Source organism: Halomonas korlensis, assembly GCF_900116705.1.
In the GTDB taxonomy this organism is placed as follows: domain Bacteria; phylum Pseudomonadota; class Gammaproteobacteria; order Pseudomonadales; family Halomonadaceae; genus Halomonas; species Halomonas korlensis.
Genome location: NZ_FPBP01000002.1, coordinates 5,714 through 23,764, shown reverse-complemented (window position 1 = coordinate 23,764; position 18,051 = coordinate 5,714). Strand labels below are relative to the sequence as shown.

Here is an 18,051-nt window from a genome sequence, read left to right as displayed (position 1 = left end):
CGAGACATAGGCGTAAGCTGAAACCACTACGGCCCATCGAGCCGTCGTATCGAATTTTCCCGGTCGCCATTGCGACCGCCGGTAGCCGAGGTGATGGATGCAGCATGTTGCGAATGAAGACGCCCGTAAGGATTTTCTCAAGCAGCTTGCCGAGCGGTTGGCTAGTCGACTCGACAAGGACAGGGCCAGGGAAGTAGAGGCCTTCGCTCGCTACTTCTATGCCAATGTCCCCCTTGATGACCTGGCGGATCGGCGGCTGGACGATCTCTATGGCGCCACGCTTTCCGTCTGGCATTTTATCCAGCAGTTTGATCCTGCCGAACCCAAGGTGCGTGTCTTCAATCCCGAGTTCGAGGAGCACGGCTGGCAGTCGACGCATACCTTCGTCGCCGTGCTCCACGCGGATATGCCGTTTCTGGTCGACTCGGTGCGCATCGAACTCAATCGGCGCGGCATCACCGTTCATGCCATTCATAACGCGGTGCTGGAAACCAAGCGCGATGCGCAGCACCGCCTCGAACAGGTAGCTGTCCCCGGCGAGGCAAAATCCTCGGAAGCCTACGAGTCTTTGATCGCCATCGAGATCGATCGGCACTCGGACCCCGCGGTACTCGGTGACCTTCAGCAAAGTCTGCTCGAGGTGCTGGTCGAGGTCAGCACCGCCGTGGCGGACTTCAACCCGATGCGCCAACGCGTCGACCAGGCCCTGGCGGAAATCCGGGCCAATTGCCCGTCGCAGATCGACCCGGCGGACCATCAAGAAGCGATTGCCTTCCTCGAATGGCTGCTCCAGGACAATTTCACCTTCCTCGGCTACGACGCCTACGAGGTATCGGAGGAAGAACACAACGCCCGGCTCGAGCGGGCCGAGGGCAGTGAGTTGGGCGTCTTTCGGCTTGATGTGCCACGTTATCGGGAGCGTATCCGTACCGATCTGGGCGTTGATGGCGACCACTACGTGCTGTTGCCACAGCTGCTGTCGTTCGCCAAGAGTGCTCACCATGCTCGGATACATCGACCGACATACCCTGACTACATTTCCATCGATCGCTACGATGAACAGGGACGCGTCATCGGTGAACATCGCTTCCTGGGCCTGTTTACCGCAATGGTCTACAACGAGTCGCCGCGCAACATTCCGATTCTGCGCCGCAAGCTCAAGTCCGTCATGGATATCGCCGGCTTTGACCCCAGGGGGCACAACGGCAAGCAATTGTTGCAGATCCTCGAGGTCTACCCGCGAGACGACCTCTTCCAGATCGATATCGAGGAACTGACCCAGACGGCGTTGGGCATTCTCGAAATTCGCGAACGGCGCCGCGTGCGATTGTTCATTCGTGAGGATCGCTTCGGTCGCTTCTTTTCCTGCCTGGTCTACGTACCACGAGACGTCTTCTCCACCGACCTGCGCCTGCGCATTCAGGCACTGCTCTGCGAGGAGCTCGATGCCACTTTCGGCGACTTCAATACCTATCTTTCGGAATCGGTGCTGGCACGGATCCAGTTCATTCTGCGCTTCAAGGACGGCCAGCCCCGCGACTACGATATCAAGCGACTGGAAGCCAAGGTCGCGCAGCTGGCCCGCAACTGGCGCGACGATCTGCAGGCCGCCAGCATCGAGGGGTTCGGCGAAGAACAGGCCAACCGTCTGATGGATCGCTTTCGTGATGGCTTTCCTGCCAGCTATCGCGACGATTTCAATGCCCGTACCGCGGTTTATGACCTTCAACACATCAGTGAACTGGACCAAGGGGCGCCGCTGGCGCTGTCCCTGTATCGACTGGTCGAGGAAGAGGCGAGCGGGGTCAATCTCAAGCTCTTCCATCGTGACCACCCCATCCCGCTCTCCGATGTATTGCCGATGATGGAGAATCTGGGGCTGAGAGTCATCGGTGAGCGACCGTACGAAATCCAGGCGACGGATGCCGATTACTGGATCCATGACTTCGATCTGGAGCACCACACCAGCACCGAGGTCAATCTTCAGGATATGCGCGAAAGCTTCGTCGAGGCCTTCCAGCGTATCTGGATCGGGGAAGCCGAGAACGACGCCTTCAACCGGTTGATTATTGGGGCCAATCTCGACTGGCGCGAAGTGGCCATGCTGCGCGCCTATGCCCGCTACCTCAAGCAGATCCGCTTCGGGGTATCTCAGGAGTACATGGCAGCCACGCTGGCCAATCATCCCGAGATTACCCGCGAACTGGTGGTCCTGTTCGAGTTGCGTTTTCACCCCGACCAGCGGCCCGGGGACGGCCAGATTGACGCCTGCCTGGGCCGGATCAACGGCCTTCTCGATGCCGTGGCCAGCCTCAATGACGACCAGTTGCTGCGTCGCTATGCCGAGCTCATCCAGGCCACGCTGCGCACGAACTACTATCAGCGCAACGCAGAGGGACACGACAAGGACTATATCGCCCTCAAGCTCGACCCGTCCCAGGTCACAGGAATGCCCAAGCCTCGGCCGATGTTCGAGATTTTCGTCTGCTCGCCCCGCGTCGAGGGGGTGCATCTGCGTGGCGGCAAGGTAGCCCGTGGCGGACTGCGCTGGTCGGATCGCCAGGAGGATTTCCGCACCGAGGTGCTGGGGCTGGTCAAGGCGCAGCAGGTCAAGAATGCGGTCATTGTTCCGGTAGGCGCCAAGGGTGGCTTCATCTGCAAGCGCATGCCGGAAGGCGCCGATCGTGAAACCATGCAGCGCGAGGGGATCGCCTGCTACAAGACGTTCATTCGTGCGCTACTGGACGTGACCGACAACCTCAAGGGCGGTGACGTGGTGCCGCCGCAGAGCGTGGTTCGCCACGATGAGGACGATACTTACCTTGTGGTGGCGGCCGACAAGGGCACCGCCACGTTCTCGGATATCGCCAACGAGATTTCCCTCGAGTACGGGCACTGGCTGGGTGATGCCTTCGCCTCCGGGGGCGCCAACGGCTATGACCACAAGAAGATGGGAATTACCGCCAAGGGGGCCTGGGAGTCGGTCAAGCGCCACTTTCGCGGCCTGGAGCTCAACACCCAGGTGGACGAGTTCAGCGTGGTCGGCATTGGCGACATGGCGGGTGATGTGTTCGGCAACGGCATGTTGCTCTCCGAGACGATCTGCCTCGTCGGCGCCTTCAACCACCTGCATATCTTCGTCGATCCCACGCCGGATGCGGCGGCGAGCTTTGCCGAACGCAGCCGGTTGTTCGCGATGCCGCGCTCGAGCTGGGAGGATTACGATACCCGCCTGATCTCCGAGGGTGGCGGTATCTTCAAGCGCAGTGCCAAGTCGATTCCGATTTCCAAAGCGATGAAGCAAGTCTTCGCCATCAAGGAGGACAAGCTCTCTCCCAATGAGCTGATCCGCGCCATGCTCAAGTCCAACGTGGACCTGCTCTGGAACGGCGGTATCGGCACTTACGTCAAGAGCAGTGAAGAGACCGACGCCGAGGTCGGCGACAAGGCCAACGATGCCTTGCGCATCGATGGGCAAGACCTCAACTGTCGCGTGATCGGCGAGGGCGGCAATCTCGGGTTGACCCAGCGCGGGCGCATGGAAGCGGCGGCCAAGGGCGTGCGTGTCTATACCGATTTCATCGACAACGCCGGCGGGGTCAACTGCTCGGATCATGAGGTCAATATCAAGATCCTGCTCGACGAGGTCGTCGAGAGTGGCGACATGACGGGCAAGCAGCGCAACCAGTTGCTTGCCGAGATGACCGAGGATGTCGCCGACCTGGTGATTCTCGACAACTATCGCCAGACCCAGGCGCTCGATCTCGCCGAGCAACTGTCTCGCCAGGGCATAGGCCCCTTTCGTCGCTTCATCAGCGAGCTCGAGGCGGTGGGGCAGATCGACCGTGAACTGGAATTCCTGCCGTCGGACGAGACGCTGCGTGAACGCGTCGCGAACGAACAGGGCATGCTGCTGCCCGAGCTTTCGGTGCTCATCTCGTATGCCAAGAGCACGCTCAAGGGCGATCTTATCGTCTCGGACGTCCCCGACGACCCGGTCATTACCCGCTATGTCGAGCGCATCTTCCCGGACGCGCTGGTGAACCGCTTCCACGGCCAAATGTACGCGCATCGCCTGAAGCGCGAGATCGTCGCCACCCAGGTGGCCAATGACCTGGTCGACCACATGGGGATCGTATTCACACGACGATTGATAGACTCCACGGGCGCTGGCCGTGCTGACATTGCCAGGGCCTATGTCGTGGCTCGTGAAAGCTATCAGTTGGCGAGTCTCTGGGAACAGATCGAGGCACTGGACAACCAGATCCCCAGTCGAGTGCAGTCGACCATGATGCTGGATCTGATGCGCATGATTCGTCGGGTCACTCGCTGGTTCCTCCGCCATCGCACCGGCATGAGTACTCAGGATGCCATTGCCTATTTCGCGCCGCGTCTGGTTCAGCTGCAGGAAAACATCGGCAAGCGGCTTCGTGGTGAAGAGTACGAAAACTGGCGGGCCCGATATGACGACTTCGTCTCGGCAGGGGTGCCCGAGGCGCTGGCCACTACGGTGGCGGCTTTCGGCAGCCTGTATGCCGGCCTTGGCATCATCCAGGCGGCCCGACAGACCGACCAGAAGCCGCAGAAGGTCGCCGAGGTGTTCTACGAAATCGGCGATCGCCTCGAACTGCCCTGGATGATTCAGCAGGTCACCGACCTCAAGGTGCGCGACAGCTGGCAAGCTCAAGCCCGGGAAAGCTTTCGCGACGACATCGATCGCCAGCAACTGGCGTTGACGGTCGGCGTGCTGAAGATGGAAGGCGGGCCTCGCGAGGCAGTAGAGCGAGTGGATCAATGGCTGCAGTTGCATGCTGCCATGCATGAGCGCTGGTGCCGGCTGATCGCCGAGGTCGGGAAAACCGGCAGCCAAGGGGGCTTTCCGCTGTTCGCCGTGGCCGTTCGCGAACTTGTCGACCTGGCCGAGAGCAACCAGGAAAATTGACCTTTCCTCCCCGATCGGGGGAGGTACTTGCCTTATCCTCAACCCCGCCAATCGGCGGGGTTGAGGGTTGTCAGCGGATGCGTCGCGCCAAGGCATCTAGAGCAGGACTAGTCTAGAGCAGAACTAGAGCAGGAAAAGAGTTGCCAGGCCAAGAAACGCCATGAAGCCCACCACGTCGGTAACGGTGGTCAACACCACCGAGCCGGACAGGGCGGGATCGATACCCATGCGCTTGAGTACCAATGGGATCGCGATTCCTGCAATCCCCGCGGCCAGCATATTGATCACCAGGGCAATGGCAATAATCACCCCAATACCGAGGCTCTTGAACCACAGGATGGCCAGCAGGGCGACCACCAGTGCCCACCCGACACCATTGAGTATGGCGATACCGATCTCCTTGCGCATCAGCCACTGGCTGTTGGTGCGGCTGATCTGACCCAGCGCCATGCCGCGAATAGCCAGCGTGAGGGTCTGGCTGCCGGCAATCCCGCCCATGCTCGCCACGATGGGCATGAGCACGGCAAGGGCGACGATTTGATCCAGTGCGGCCTCGAAGCGCCCGATCACCCCAGCGGCGAGGAAGGCCGTGAGCAGGTTGATGCCGAGCCAGACCGCCCGACGCCGCGCGCTGGGCAGCACCGGAGCGAACAGGTCCTCTTCCTCGTCGAGGCCGGCCATGTTCATCAACGCCTGCTCGGAATTGTCACGAATGACATCGACGATATCCTCGATGACGATTCGCCCCAGCAGCCTGCCCTCGTCGTCGACCACCGGAGCCGAGGAGAGATCGTGGGTCTGGAAGAGCGTTGCCACATCGCGCGACTTCATGCCCATCGAGATGAAGTCCACGTCGCTGTCCATCAGGTCCGCCACGGCCATGTCGGTATCGTGGGAGACCAAACGCGCCAGCGGCAAGATGCCGACCACCAGGCCATTGCGATCGACCACCATCAGCGCATCGGTATTGTCGGGGACCGTTTCCTTCCAGCGCAGGAAGCGGTGCACCGTCTCCAGGCTGACGTCGGCGCGCACCCCGATGGTGTCGGTGCGCATCAGACGCCCCGCGCTGTCTTCCTCGAAGGCGAGGGTCTCCTGCAGGCGCTGGCGCTGCTGCTCGTCCATGGAGCGCAGCATGTCCTCGGCAACCAGCTGTGGTAGATCCTCGAAGAGATCGGCCAGGTCGGTAGTGTCCAGGCCCGTCGCCGCGGCGACGATCTCGGCATGATCCATGTCGTCGAGCAGGGTGCTGCGCACCTCATCGTGGACATGCAGCAGGACTTCGCCGTCTACCTCCGCCGGCACCCGCTCCCACAGGCGAATGCGGTCGGCGGGCGGCAATGATTCGAGCAGCAGCGCAATCTCGGCCGGCTCCAGGTCGGCGACGACCTCGTCGACCAGTTCGGTCTCATCCTTGACCAGGGCGGCATGAATACCGGAAAGGCGATGTTCCAGCGTCTCGGTGGTGTCGTTCATATCGCCTCCATGGCACTGAAAAGCAAGAGGGGCCGACTTATAAGGGCTGGCCCGGAGTGTCGTTAAGTAGAGCATAAAAGCCGCATGCGGCGGCACATGCGATGATCACGATTCGTGATGGCGGGTCGGCTGCACTGCTATACTCCGCCCTCGCCGCCAGTCGCCAGCGTTCGTTTCCGCGCCCCGGGAGATCTCATGTACTCGCTTGCCCGCTCCATCCTGTTTCGCCTCGATGCCGAGACGGCGCATGGCCTGACCCTCTCGACGCTCGATGTGGCAGCGCGGCTGGGGCTCGTCAAACGGCTCGCCGGCAAGGCGGTCGAGGACCCGACGACGCTGATGGGGCTGCGGTTTGCCAACCGGGTCGGCCTGGCGGCCGGGCTCGACAAGAATGCCGATCATCTGGATGCGCTGGGTGCCCTGGGCTTCGGTTTTGTCGAAGTCGGCACCGTGACGCCCCAGCCCCAGGAGGGTAACCCGCGCCCTCGGCTGTTCCGGCTGCCGGAGCAGGGCGCCATCATCAATCGCATGGGCTTTAACAATGCCGGTGTCGACCACCTGGTGGCGCGGGTGAAGGCCAGCCGCTTCGCGGGCGTGGTCGGCATCAATATTGGCAAGAATCTCACCACGCCGGTAGAGCAGGCCGTCGATGACTATCTGATCTGCCTGCGCAAGGTGCATGCCCATGCCGATTACGTCGCCGTGAATATCTCGTCACCCAACACGCCGGGTCTTCGCAACCTGCAGTTCGGTGAGCATCTTGACTCGCTTCTCGGCACGCTGCGCAGCGAGGCGGACCAACTCGACCAGGACGCCGGTCGCCGGGTCCCGCTGGCGGTGAAGATCGCCCCGGACATGACCGTTGACGAGGCCGGCATGGTTGCTCGCTCGCTTCGCCAGCACGGTATCGATGCGGTAATCGCCACCAACACCACCGTATCACGGCCTTTGGTGGCAGGCCTGCCCCATGCCGATGAGGCCGGGGGGCTGTCGGGTCGACCGCTGCTCGAGATCTCCAACAGCATGATCCACGAGCTGCGTCGCCTGCTCCCCGACATGCCGATCATCGGCGTGGGGGGTATCGACAGCGGGCAGGCAGCCGTCGCCAAGCTGGCGGCTGGCGCCGATCTGGTGCAGCTCTATTCGGGATTTATCTATCGCGGGCCGGGCCTGGTGACGGAATGTGCCCGCGCCCTGGCGGATAGCGTTGCCTTGCACGGCGATCGCGGGCAGGCACAAAAAAGCCCGTGATGGTGCACGGGCTCGATACCTTGGCGGTCGCAAATCTCGCCATTACTGCGGTAAATACGGGACAGATAAAGAGGGTTATATCACCATGGGGTTCTTGTGAATGCCCGAGACTCCCGTCATCCCGGACCATTGGTCCCCACGACCTTCACGCCAACCGCTCATCCAGTATTCGCGAAGATTGATTTCTTGACTGGGGCAGTCATCTCGGGAGCGGCCGGAGACCCCCGCCTTGTAGCCATGAAGATAGGCACGCTGGAAGCGATCACGTTTCTGTCGTTTCATTGGACTACCTCTTGATAAGGTACCGATCTGGATTATTCGCCATGACATGCCGCCATGACAAAGGATCCACTACAACAAGTTCGGGCTTTTTCGAATACCCAGCGCCAAACCTTGACTGCCATGCTGGGTAAAGCCCCAATGGCAGGAAACACATGCGTTTTTCACTAGCTAGCACCTCAGTGATAGCCCATCACGCTCGGCTTTGTCGACTGATGTTTTGTAACATCCCGTTCACCCGGTCGTCTTGAAGTCGACTTTATTGCTCACCTTGTCGATGGTCCCGTCCATGAATGAAGTACAACCGCCTGACATGCTGGAATTTATTGCCACCTGCCCGAAAGGGATCGAGCTACTGCTGGCGGAGGAGCTTGCGTCGCTGGGTGGCGAGCCCGGCAAGACGACCGTGGCTGGCGTGCATGTGCGGGCCAGCCTCGAAACCGCTTACCGATTTTGCCTGTGGTCACGGCTGGCCAATCGCATCGTGCTGTGTCTGGTGCGCAAGGAGGGCATCGAAACCGCCGATGAATTGCGGGAGGCTACTGCTGCCATCGATTGGCGAAATCACTTGAAACCCGGCGGCACGCTGGCGGTGGATTTCCATGGACATAGTGAGGCGATCCGCCATACACGCTTCGCGGCACAGACCGTCAAGGATGGGGTCGTCGAGCGGTTGGTGGCGGAAGGGCGGGAGCGACCGGATGTCGACCTCCAGCGCCCTGATCTGCGTCTTTACGCCAATCTGCATCGTGGCCGACTGACCCTGGGGGTGGATTTCAGCGGGGATAGCCTGCATCGGCGTGGCTATCGACGCGACGTCGGCCACGCCCCGCTCAAGGAAAACCTGGCGGCAGCGCTGCTGGTGCGTGCCGGATGGCCGGCACTCTCGAAACAAGGCGCCCCGTTGGTGGACCCCTTGTGCGGCGCGGGTACCCTGTTGATCGAAGCGGCCCTGATGGCGGCGGATATAGCGCCCAATCTGGCGCGTGAACGCTTTGGTTTCCATGGCTGGGCCGGTCACCGTGCTGCGGTTTGGCAAGAGGTCCGGCGTGAGGCCGAGGTGCGGGCGAGCATCGGACGCAAGCGCTGCAGGGCCCGGTTATTCGGTTTCGACGAGAGCCCCCCGGCGCTTGCCGCGGCGCAGGCCAACGCCATGCGGGCGGGAATTCCGGCCTTGATTGAGCTGCACGGCGCCAGCCTGGGCGAGCTCGTCAATCTACCAGATAAGCCACAAGACAATCCGCAAGGCTTGCCCGAGATACCCCGAGGGCTGTTGATCACCAATCCGCCTTATGGCGAGCGACTCGGTGAGTTGCCGGAGCTGGTGCGTCTCTATGGTCAGCTGGGAGAGCGGGTGAAAGCGGCCTTCCCGGGCTGGCAACTGGCCGTGATCACCGCCAACCCGGACCTGGGGCATCGTATCGGGCTGCGCGCCCACAAGGTCTATTCGTTGAAGAATGGCCCGCTGGACGCCCGCTTGCTGCTGATGCAGGTCCCCGAGCATGTGGGCGCGCAGGCAGCGCCAGACGCCGCGCCGGTTCGCTCGGAGGGCGCGCAAATGTTTGCCAATCGACTGATCAAGAACCACAAGCGGTTACGCAAGTGGCTCAAGCAGTCGGGAGAGCGCTGCTACCGGTTATACGATGCCGACATGCCCGAATATGCCTTGGCCATCGATGTCTACGATGACCGGGTACATGTGCAGGAATATGCGCCGCCGAAAACCATCGAGCCTGCCCAGGCCCAGAAGCGGCTGTTCGATGCGCTGTCGGTGATCCCCAAGGTGCTCGACATTGCGCCGGACAATCTGGTGGTCAAGCGGCGCGAACGCCAAAGTGGCAAGGCGCAATACCGCAAACAAGCCACCAGCGGCGAGCGCTTCGAGGTCAGGGAAGGGCGGGCGCGACTGTGGGTCAACCTGCGCGACTATCTCGATACCGGGCTCTTCCTCGATCACCGTCCCGTGCGTCGGATGCTCGGAAACATGGCGGTGGGCAAGCGTTTTTTGAACCTGTTCTGCTATACCGGTGCTGCGACCGTGCATGCCGCCCTGGGGCCGCAGAAAGCGGACGCCGAGACGCCCGGCGGAGCCAGCGAGAGCGTCAGCGTCGATCTGTCCAATACCTATCTGGACTGGGCGCGCGATAACTTCGCACTTAACGGACTCGACCCGAGCCGCCACCGTGTAGTGCGCGACGACTGCCTGCGCTGGCTGGAAACCGCCGGCACCGAGTTCGACCTGATCTTTCTCGACCCTCCCACCTTCTCCAATTCCAAGAAGATGGCGGACACCCTCGACGTGCAGCGCGACCATGGCCGCCTGGTGCGCCTGGCCATGGCACGACTCGCCCCGGGCGGTACGCTGGTATTCTCCAACAATCAACGGCGCTTCCAGCTGGACTCCGAGCTGACAAGGTTTTACGAGGTGGAAGATATCTCGGCGAAGACCTTCGACCCGGATTTTAAGCGTCGCCCAAGCCTGCACCACTGCTTCCTGATTCGTCACCGGGAGACGTCGGCATGACCCCTTCGATCCGCTCTTTATCTGGCCAACGCCGCCCGGGCCTGCACCACTGCTTCCTGATTCGCCACCGGGTGCCGGCATGATCCGCCTTAGGCTCTATACCACACTTGGCTGCCACCTCTGCGAGCAGCTCGAGGCGTTGCTGGAGACCTTGGCGATTGAGGAGGTCGAGCTTGAACGCGTGGAGATCAGCGCCGATGACGCGCTGATCGAGCGCTACGGCGTGCGTATTCCGGTACTGGCCGATAACGCCGGCGAAGAGCTGGATCGCGGCTTCGAGGCCGAACGCCTGGCGGCCTGGCTGGCCGAGCGGGGTTGGCTGGGCGAGGCGAGCTGGTCGCGCTTTCAGCGTGATGCCGAGCCCTATGCCTCGGCGCCGAGGGGTGCCGTCATGCGCGGTGGGCGGCGTTACCTGGGCGGCTAGCGGTGCCGCCTTGCGCCTACAACGCGTCGAGCAACGAGAGTTGGCTGACGGCGTCGCGACCCTGCACGCTGTTATCGTCGGTTTCCAGGACCTTGCGAAAGCCACGGGACGCCAGGATAGTGGTTTCATCAGCGAGCCACATCAAGGCGTGATTCCGGTCGTCGGCGAGCCGGTGCTTGAGGCCGCCGTACTGCGTGCCGATTTGCCCCCAGGCACGACTGAAGATCCAGTCGCCGAACATGTCCTGATGGACATGCACCAGCACGTAGTCATGGTCGGTTTCCCAGCGGACGATCACGGTAGCTCCCGGTGGTAAAGGGCGTCGCGGCCTTGCGGCGCCTGGGTTATCTGTTCGGGGTGGTCTATGGCGGTATTGTAAGGGCTTGGGCAAACTGAACAAGCGAGATGATCCCGAAGGTCAGGAGTTCGCTTTGACTGCTCCCCTCCCTGAAGGAAGGGGATTCCCAATTCACCGAGAACCGGACACGGAGACGGGCTCCATGCCGCTTACATTCTCTCCAAGGGCTAACACCGCCAGCCCGGCGGCTTTAATGTTGATCGCGGCGTTTACGTCGCGATCGTGTTCGGCTGCGCACTCGGGGCATGTCCAGGCGCGAATCTGCAACGGCATCTCGGGCATCACATGCCCGCAGTCGGAGCAGCGTCTGCTGGAGGGGTACCACTGGTCGATGGCCGACAGTTGCCGGCCCGCCCAGTCGGCCTTGTATGCCAGTTGGCGAACGAACTCGCCCCAGCCGGCGTCGCTGATCGACTTGGCCAGCCGAGGGTAGCGCAGCATGTTCTTCACCTTGAGGGATTCGACGCAGATCACTTGGTTCTCGTTGACGATCTGGCGGGACAGCTTGTGCAAGCGGTCCCTCCGGCAATCGGAAATCTTGGCGTGAAGACGCGCCACTTTCTGCCTGGCCTTGGCACGGTTCTTCGAGCCGAGCGTTTTCTTGCTCAGCCGTCGCTGTGCCTTGGCTAGGCGGGTCGCGTAGGTCGCCGTATGGCGGGGATTGCCGATTCGATGCCCGTCGCTGGTGACGAACAGGTCTTTCAGGCCGAGGTCGATACCCACCATCTTCGGGGTGATGGGCAGCGACTCGGGATTGAACTCGCACAGGCAGCTGACAAAGTAGCGGCCTGCCGAGTCCTTGGACACGGTGACGGTGGTGGGATCGCTGGGCAGCTCGCGGCTCCAGCGGATCGCCAGCGGCGCCTTGCACTTGGCGAGGAACAGTTGCCCATCCCGATACGTGAACGCCGAGCGAGTGAACTCCGCCGACTGGCGATGCCGCTTACGCTTGAAGCTGGGGTAGCGGGCGCGACCGTCGAAGAAGTGCTTGAAGGCGGCCTGCTGGTGGCGAAGGCACTGCTGAAGCGGGACCGAGCTGACCTCATTGAGGAAGGCGGTGTCGACGGCCTTCTTCAACCTCGACAGCTCAGCATTCGCCGCCACATAACCGATCTTCTCGCGACGTTCGTAGAAGGCGTCGATGCGATAGCGAAGTACCGCGTTGTAGACGAAACGCACGCACCCAAACGTCCTGGCCATGAGCTGCTCCTGTTCAGGCGTCGGGTAGAAGCGGTACTTGTAGGCGCGTTTCATCATGTCTCACAAATTAGAGATAAAACTGTAAGATAGCAACCACCAGCGAAGGAGGCAGCGGGAATAGGGTCGCCCTGGCGGACGACGCGCTATCCCTCCCCGCACTAAAAGGTCGGGGTATCTCGCGCACAATCTGATGAAAATTGTCGTCGATGCCAATGTGCCGGCTGCCGAGGCCTGTTTCGAGACATTGGGTGAGGTGGTGCGGCTGCCTGGGCGCGAGATCGACGCGGCGGCGCTGCGTGATGCCGATGCGCTGGTGGTGCGCTCCATTACCCGCGTCGACAGGACGATGATCGAGGCGGCGAGGCGGGCGGGATCACGGCTGGGCTTCGTCGGCAGTTGCACCATCGGCACCGATCACATCGACCGCGAGGCGCTGTCGGAGCATGGCATCGCCTTTGCCAGCGCCCCGGGTTGCAACGCCGAGGCGGTGGTCGATTATGTGCTTGCAAGCCTGTTGACCCTGGCCGAGCGGGAAGGCTGGCAGCTCGCCAGCCGGCGCGTGGGGATCGTCGGCGTTGGTAATGTCGGGGGCCGCCTGCTCGGCCGGCTCACCGCCATGGGGATCGACTGTCTGGCCTGCGACCCGCCGCGCGTGGAACTGCAGGGTGTCGGGCGGCCGGCAACGGCCGGCTTCGTGGACCTCGATACGCTGGTCGACGCCTGCGACGTGATTTGCCTGCATACGCCCTTGGTCCGCCGTGGACCTCACGCTACCTATCATCTGCTCGATGCACAGCGTATTTCGGCGCTGGCGCCGGACACGGTGCTGCTCAATGCCGGGCGGGGTGACTGTGTCGATGGGGCGGCGCTGCGTCAGCGCCTCGCCGGACAGGCCGATCTCACCGCGGTACTGGATGTATGGGAGACGGAGCCCGCGATCGATACGGCACTGGCGGATCTTGCCGCCATCGCCACCCCGCATGTAGCGGGCTATAGCCTGGACGGCAAGCTGCGAGGCACCCATCAGGTTTACCATGCGCTTTGTCGTCACTTGGGCCTGTCGACGCGGCTGACACTCGAGGATCTGCTTCCTCCGCCGGCCGTTAGCCGCTTGGCGCTCAACGCAGGGCTCGCCCCCGAGGAGGCCCTGCGACTTTGCCTGCGCTCGGTCTACGACGTACGCCGCGATCACGACAGCCTGCGCCGCGAGTCACGGCGCCAGGGTATGGCACAGGGCTTCGACGCCTGTCGAGCCGGTTATCCGCTGCGTCGCGAGGCCGCCACCCTGGTCGTCGAACTTGGCGCTGAGGCGGGCCATCTGGCGCCGCTGCTGCGTGGCGCCGGCTTGCACGTGGTCGATTAAGACAGGGGAGATGAAACGCCAAGGGCCCGCCGGTGGCGAGCCCTTGGTACTTCTGAGCGACTTAGCCTTAGCAGCGCGACCTACTGCCGATACGCGGCTTCCTTGAGCGCTCGGATACGATCATCCAGCGGCGGGTGGCTGGCGAAGACACGCTCCATGATCTTGCGGGTCTGGCCGGTAGTGATGGCGAAGGCCGTCAGGGTGTCCGGCATCTGGTCGGGCATCTGGGTTTCGGCCTTGAGGCGTGCCAGGGCATTGATCATGGCGCCCGAACCGGCAAGCTGAGCCCCCGCACTGTCGGCACGGTATTCGCGGAAGCGTGAGAACCAGGCGACGATCATCGAGGCGATCAGCCCGAACACGATCTCGGCGACGATCACCACCGCGAAATAGCCCATGAAGCCAAGCCCGCCACCGTCGTCGCGACGCAGGAAGCTGTCGACGAGCTGGGCCACTATCCTGGCGAAGAACATTACGAAGGTATTGAGAACGCCCTGGATCAGCGCCAGGGTGACCATGTCGCCGTTGGCGACGTGGCCGATCTCGTGCGCCAGCACCGCGCGTACCTCTTCGGGGCGCATGCGGTTGAGCAGGCCGGCCGACACCGCTACCAAGGCATCGTCCTTGTTCCAGCCGGTGGCGAAGGCGTTGGACTGCTGGGCAGGGAAGATGCCCACCTCGGGGGTCTTGATGCCCGCCTCGCGAGCGAGTTCGGCGACAGTGTCCACCAGCCATTTCTCGGTGGCATTGGACGGATTCTCGATCACCACGGTGCCGGTACTGCGCTTGGCCATCCACTTGGAAATGAACAGCGACACCATCGAGCCGGCCATGCCGAAGATGAAGCAGAAGATCAACAGCCCGGTCATGTTCATGCCGTTGGCTTCGAGGTAGGACTCCACCCCCAGCAAGCGCAAGGTGATGCTGGCAACGATGATGACCGCCAGGTTGGTGCCCAGGAAGAGCAGGATTCTCATCATGTGACTATATCTCCATCAGCGAATGGCAGAGACGACCCTCGCGGCTCGTCGGCCTAAAAGTCATGGCTTAGATACGCCCGGCACGCTCAGGTTTCAAGTGGCTGAACGTATTGTTTCGTGCTACTGACGGTAGCGCGAGAGGAAGCGCGCGAAACGCTCCAGCGCGTCGTCCAGCTGGTCGGCCCAGGGTAGCGTCACGATGCGCACGTGGTCGGGCTCCGGCCAGTTGAAGGCCGTTCCCTGCACCAGCAGGATTTTCTCCTGCAGGAGCAGGTCGAGCACCAGTTGCTGGTCGTCATGGATGTTGAACACCTTCGGGTCGAGCCGTGGGAAGGCGTAGAGCGCCCCCTTGGGCTTGACGCAGCTGACGCCGGGAATGGCGTTGAGTTTTTCGTAGGTGATGTCGCGCTGGGCGAGTAGCCGCCCGCCGGGCAGGATCAGGTCGTTGACCGACTGGTAACCTCCCAGTGCGGTCTGGATGGCGTGCTGGGCCGGCACGTTGGCACACAGGCGCATCGAGGCCAGCATGTTGATGCCCTGGATGAAATCGCTTGCCCGTTGCTTGGCCAGGTGCCCCGAAAGAATCATCCAGCCGGAGCGAAAACCGGCACAGCGGTAACTCTTCGATAGCCCGTTCATGGTCACCACCAGCTGATCCTCGCTGGCCAGCGCGCCGGTGGAGACATGCTTGACCCCGTCGTAGAGAATCTTGTCGTAGATCTCGTCTGAGAACACCACCAGGTCGTGCTCGTGGGCGATCTCGAGCAGTTCGCGAACCACGGCCGGTGGATAGACGGCCCCGGTGGGGTTGTTGGGGTTGATGATCACGATGGCTCGCGTGTGGCTGGTGAGCTTGGCGCGAATATCGGTCATGTCCGGCGCCCAGTCGGCCTGCTCGTCACACAGATAATGCACGGGACGCCCGCCCGAGAGGTTGGCGGCGGCGGTCCACAGCGGATAGTCCGGGGCGGGAATCAGCACCTCGTCGCCGTCATTGAGCAGCGCCTGCATGGCCATCACGATCAGCTCCGAGACGCCGTTGCCGATATAGATGTCCTCGATGCCGACCCCGGGAATCTCCTTGCGCTGACATTCCTGCATTACCGCCTTGCGTGCCGAATAAAGCCCCTTGGAATCGCAGTAGCCCTGAGCGGTAGGCAGGTTGCGCATCACGTCCTGCAGAATCTCTTCAGGGGCCTCGAATCCGAACGGGGCGGGGTTGCCGATATTCAGCTTAAGAATGCGCTGACCCTCTTCTTCCAGGCGCTTGGCATGGTCGAGCACCGGGCCGCGGATGTCATAGCAGACGTTATGCAGCTTGTGAGATTTACGGATCGGGTGGGTGTCCATGGGCTTCCAGTCTTCGGTGGTCGTGCGGGCTTGGTCGCGGCAAGCCGGGGATTCGGTGATTATGCGGAGTCGCCGGGAGCGGCGCCATCCTCTGCCTCGGTCGAGGGGTCAGGCTCGGGGATGTCGGCAGGGGTTTCCAGGGTAAGGCGGCCGAGCTTGCCGTCACGCAGTTCATGCAGCAGTACTTCGGCGCCACGGTGGAAGTCGATCACCCCGCCGGCGCGCAGGCCGCCCCGTTTGCTGGCGATCTCGCCGAGGATGGCGTGGCCGTCGAAGCCGGCAACCGCCAGCAAGTCCAGCGGCTGGGGGCCGTCGGCCTCGACGCGTTCGGCGTCGGGATGGGGCGCGTAGGCCGGCAAACACTTGAGCCTGTAGCGCGCCTTGAGGGCCTCGGGATAACGCCGGGCCAATTCGGCCGCGGTGACCAAGGCGACCTCGACGTAATCGATGGCGGTATCACGAATGGCACCACTGGCCGCCAGGCGAAAGGCGCTGGCCTGGTCCTCGATTTTTGGCCACAGCACTCCGGGGGTATCGGTCAGCGCCACGCGGCCGCCAATGCGCACCTGCTGCTGGCGCTTGGTGACTGCGGGCTCGTTGCCGGTCTTGGCGATGGTGCGGCCGGCCAGGCCATTGATCAGCGTCGACTTGCCCACATTGGGAATGCCCATGACCATCACGCGCACGTCGCGGTCGGCACGTACCTGGCCTGCCAGTGCGTGACAAAGCTTGGGGATGCGCTTGAGCTCCCGGGCCTGGGTGGTCGTGACGGCGAGTGCGCGGGTATCGGGCTGAGCATCGAAGTAGGCGGTCCACTCATGCGTCCGCTCAGGGTCGGCAAGGTCGGCCCGCGAGAGGACCTTCAGCACCGGCTTGTGGCGGGTCAGCTCGGCGAGCATGGGGTTAGCGCTGGAATAGGGCAGGCGGGCGTCGAGCACCTCGATCACCACGTCGATCTCCGGCAGCGCTTCCAGGATCTGACGGCGCGCCTTGTTCATGTGTCCCGGGAACCAGCCGAGCATTGTCGCCTCTCCTGACAGCCTGAAATAAAACGGCCGTCATCATAGCAGAAGGACGGCCGCAGCAGGTTGGCGTGAGCGGGCAGGGCGGCTATTCGCCAGCGTGGAACTGTACCGCCACCGAGTTGATGCAGTAGCGCAGCCCTGTCGTCTCGGGCGGGCCGTCGGGAAACACATGGCCCAGGTGGGCATCGCAGCGCGCGCAGGTCACTTCGGTGCGCTGCATGCCGTGACTGGTATCGGTATGTTCCGCTACGCAGCCTGGCGTGAACGGCCGGTCAAAGCTGGGCCAGCCACAGCTGGCATTGAACTTGTGCTCGTTCTCGAAAAGCGGGGCGTTGCAGCAGACGCAGTGGTAGATGCCGTGTTCGTCGGTGACCTGGTAATCGCCCGTGAAGGGGGGTTCGGTGCCTTTTTCACGAGCCACCCGGTATTGCTCGGGTGTCAGTTTTTCGCGCCATTCGGCGTCGCTCTTCTCGATCTTGCTGCGCATGGCGGTTCTCCTGTTCAGTAGCGGCATCGGCTGCCGAGCCGACAGGCCCATTGTGGCACCATCTCGCGCATCTTTTCGCGATGGATTTTGTACCATGCTCGCGAGAGCCCAACGAGGGCCGGAACCCCGCTTGACAGCCCCGGGAGAGCTCGGTAATATTCGCGCCACCTCGATGGATCGAGACATGCGTCCCATTCGTCTAGTGGTCTAGGACACCGCCCTTTCACGGCGGTAACAGGGGTTCGAACCCCCTATGGGACGCCACTCGACTCGTCAGGTGCCGGAAAGCCGGAGTAATGCGGGAATAGCTCAGTGGTAGAGCATCGCCTTGCCAAGGCGAGGGTCGGGAGTTCGAATCTCCTTTCCCGCTCCATGCGTCCCATTCGTCTAGT

General features: G+C 62.5%; 13 protein-coding genes and 2 tRNA genes. 7 read left to right on the top strand and 8 right to left on the bottom strand.

The features are described 5' to 3' along the window. The first annotated feature begins 97 nt into the window (after positions 1-97). On the top strand, positions 98-4,942 hold the full coding sequence (locus tag BM341_RS02870) for an NAD-glutamate dehydrogenase (protein WP_089792755.1): 4,845 nt from the start codon (positions 98-100) through the stop codon (positions 4,940-4,942). Between the two features lie 123 nt (positions 4,943-5,065). Here BM341_RS02870 and mgtE read toward each other — a convergent pair whose 3' ends face one another. Next, on the bottom strand, positions 5,066-6,418 hold the full coding sequence (gene mgtE, locus BM341_RS02865) for a magnesium transporter (RefSeq protein ID WP_089792754.1): 1,353 nt from the start codon (positions 6,416-6,418) through the stop codon (positions 5,066-5,068). A gap of 195 nt (positions 6,419-6,613) precedes the next feature. Between mgtE and BM341_RS02860 the strand changes: the two genes are divergently transcribed. Further along, positions 6,614-7,669 carry a quinone-dependent dihydroorotate dehydrogenase gene (locus BM341_RS02860; protein WP_089792753.1) on the top strand — a complete coding sequence of 352 codons (1,056 nt, stop codon included), beginning with the start codon at positions 6,614-6,616 and terminating at the stop codon, positions 7,667-7,669. A gap of 75 nt (positions 7,670-7,744) precedes the next feature. Here BM341_RS02860 and rmf read toward each other — a convergent pair whose 3' ends face one another. After that, positions 7,745-7,951: a ribosome modulation factor gene (rmf, locus tag BM341_RS02855; protein WP_089792751.1), complete on the bottom strand. Its 207-nt coding sequence runs from the start codon at positions 7,949-7,951 to the stop codon at positions 7,745-7,747. Between the two features lie 286 nt (positions 7,952-8,237). Between rmf and rlmKL the strand changes: the two genes are divergently transcribed. Both rlmKL and BM341_RS02845 read left to right on the top strand, forming a co-directional pair. Then, a complete protein-coding gene (gene rlmKL, locus BM341_RS02850; protein WP_089792749.1) occupies positions 8,238-10,472 on the top strand; it encodes a bifunctional 23S rRNA (guanine(2069)-N(7))-methyltransferase RlmK/23S rRNA (guanine(2445)-N(2))-methyltransferase RlmL in 2,235 nt (744 codons plus the stop codon). Positions 10,473-10,551: 79 nt separating this feature from the next. Further along, positions 10,552-10,896, top strand: coding sequence for a glutaredoxin family protein (locus BM341_RS02845; protein ID WP_089792747.1), 345 nt, complete (start codon positions 10,552-10,554; stop codon positions 10,894-10,896). Between the two features lie 16 nt (positions 10,897-10,912). Here BM341_RS02845 and BM341_RS02840 read toward each other — a convergent pair whose 3' ends face one another. Continuing rightward, a complete protein-coding gene (locus BM341_RS02840; RefSeq protein WP_089792745.1) occupies positions 10,913-11,194 on the bottom strand; it encodes a hypothetical protein in 282 nt (93 codons plus the stop codon). A 171-nt stretch (positions 11,195-11,365) separates the two neighbouring features. Then, on the bottom strand, positions 11,366-12,511 hold the full coding sequence (locus BM341_RS02835; protein ID WP_089792743.1) for an RNA-guided endonuclease InsQ/TnpB family protein: 1,146 nt from the start codon (positions 12,509-12,511) through the stop codon (positions 11,366-11,368). Positions 12,512-12,644: 133 nt separating this feature from the next. Between BM341_RS02835 and pdxB the strand changes: the two genes are divergently transcribed. Continuing rightward, positions 12,645-13,817: a 4-phosphoerythronate dehydrogenase PdxB gene (gene pdxB / locus BM341_RS02830; protein ID WP_089792741.1), complete on the top strand. Its 1,173-nt coding sequence runs from the start codon at positions 12,645-12,647 to the stop codon at positions 13,815-13,817. A gap of 80 nt (positions 13,818-13,897) precedes the next feature. On the opposite strand, the gene htpX is transcribed toward pdxB, so the two are convergent. The 4 genes from htpX to msrB form a co-directional block, all read right to left on the bottom strand. After that, positions 13,898-14,797, bottom strand: a complete 900-nt coding sequence (gene htpX, locus BM341_RS02825; protein ID WP_089792739.1) for a protease HtpX — start codon at positions 14,795-14,797, stop codon at positions 13,898-13,900. Between the two features lie 120 nt (positions 14,798-14,917). Next, complete coding sequence (locus BM341_RS02820; protein WP_089792738.1) at positions 14,918-16,147, bottom strand: pyridoxal phosphate-dependent aminotransferase; 1,230 nt, start codon at positions 16,145-16,147, stop codon at positions 14,918-14,920. A 59-nt stretch (positions 16,148-16,206) separates the two neighbouring features. Then, a complete protein-coding gene (gene ylqF / locus BM341_RS02815) occupies positions 16,207-17,169 on the bottom strand; it encodes a ribosome biogenesis GTPase YlqF (RefSeq protein ID WP_089792736.1) in 963 nt (320 codons plus the stop codon). Positions 17,170-17,257: 88 nt separating this feature from the next. Next, the gene (msrB, locus tag BM341_RS02810) at positions 17,258-17,659 is read right to left on the bottom strand and encodes a peptide-methionine (R)-S-oxide reductase MsrB (protein ID WP_089792733.1); all 402 of its coding nucleotides are present in this window, start codon (positions 17,657-17,659) and stop codon (positions 17,258-17,260) included. Positions 17,660-17,847: 188 nt separating this feature from the next. Here msrB and BM341_RS02805 point away from each other — a divergent pair. Beyond that, positions 17,848-17,923 (top strand) — tRNA-Glu (locus BM341_RS02805). Between the two features lie 34 nt (positions 17,924-17,957). Next, a tRNA-Gly gene (locus BM341_RS02800) sits at positions 17,958-18,032 on the top strand. Positions 18,033-18,051: the final 19 nt, after the last annotated feature.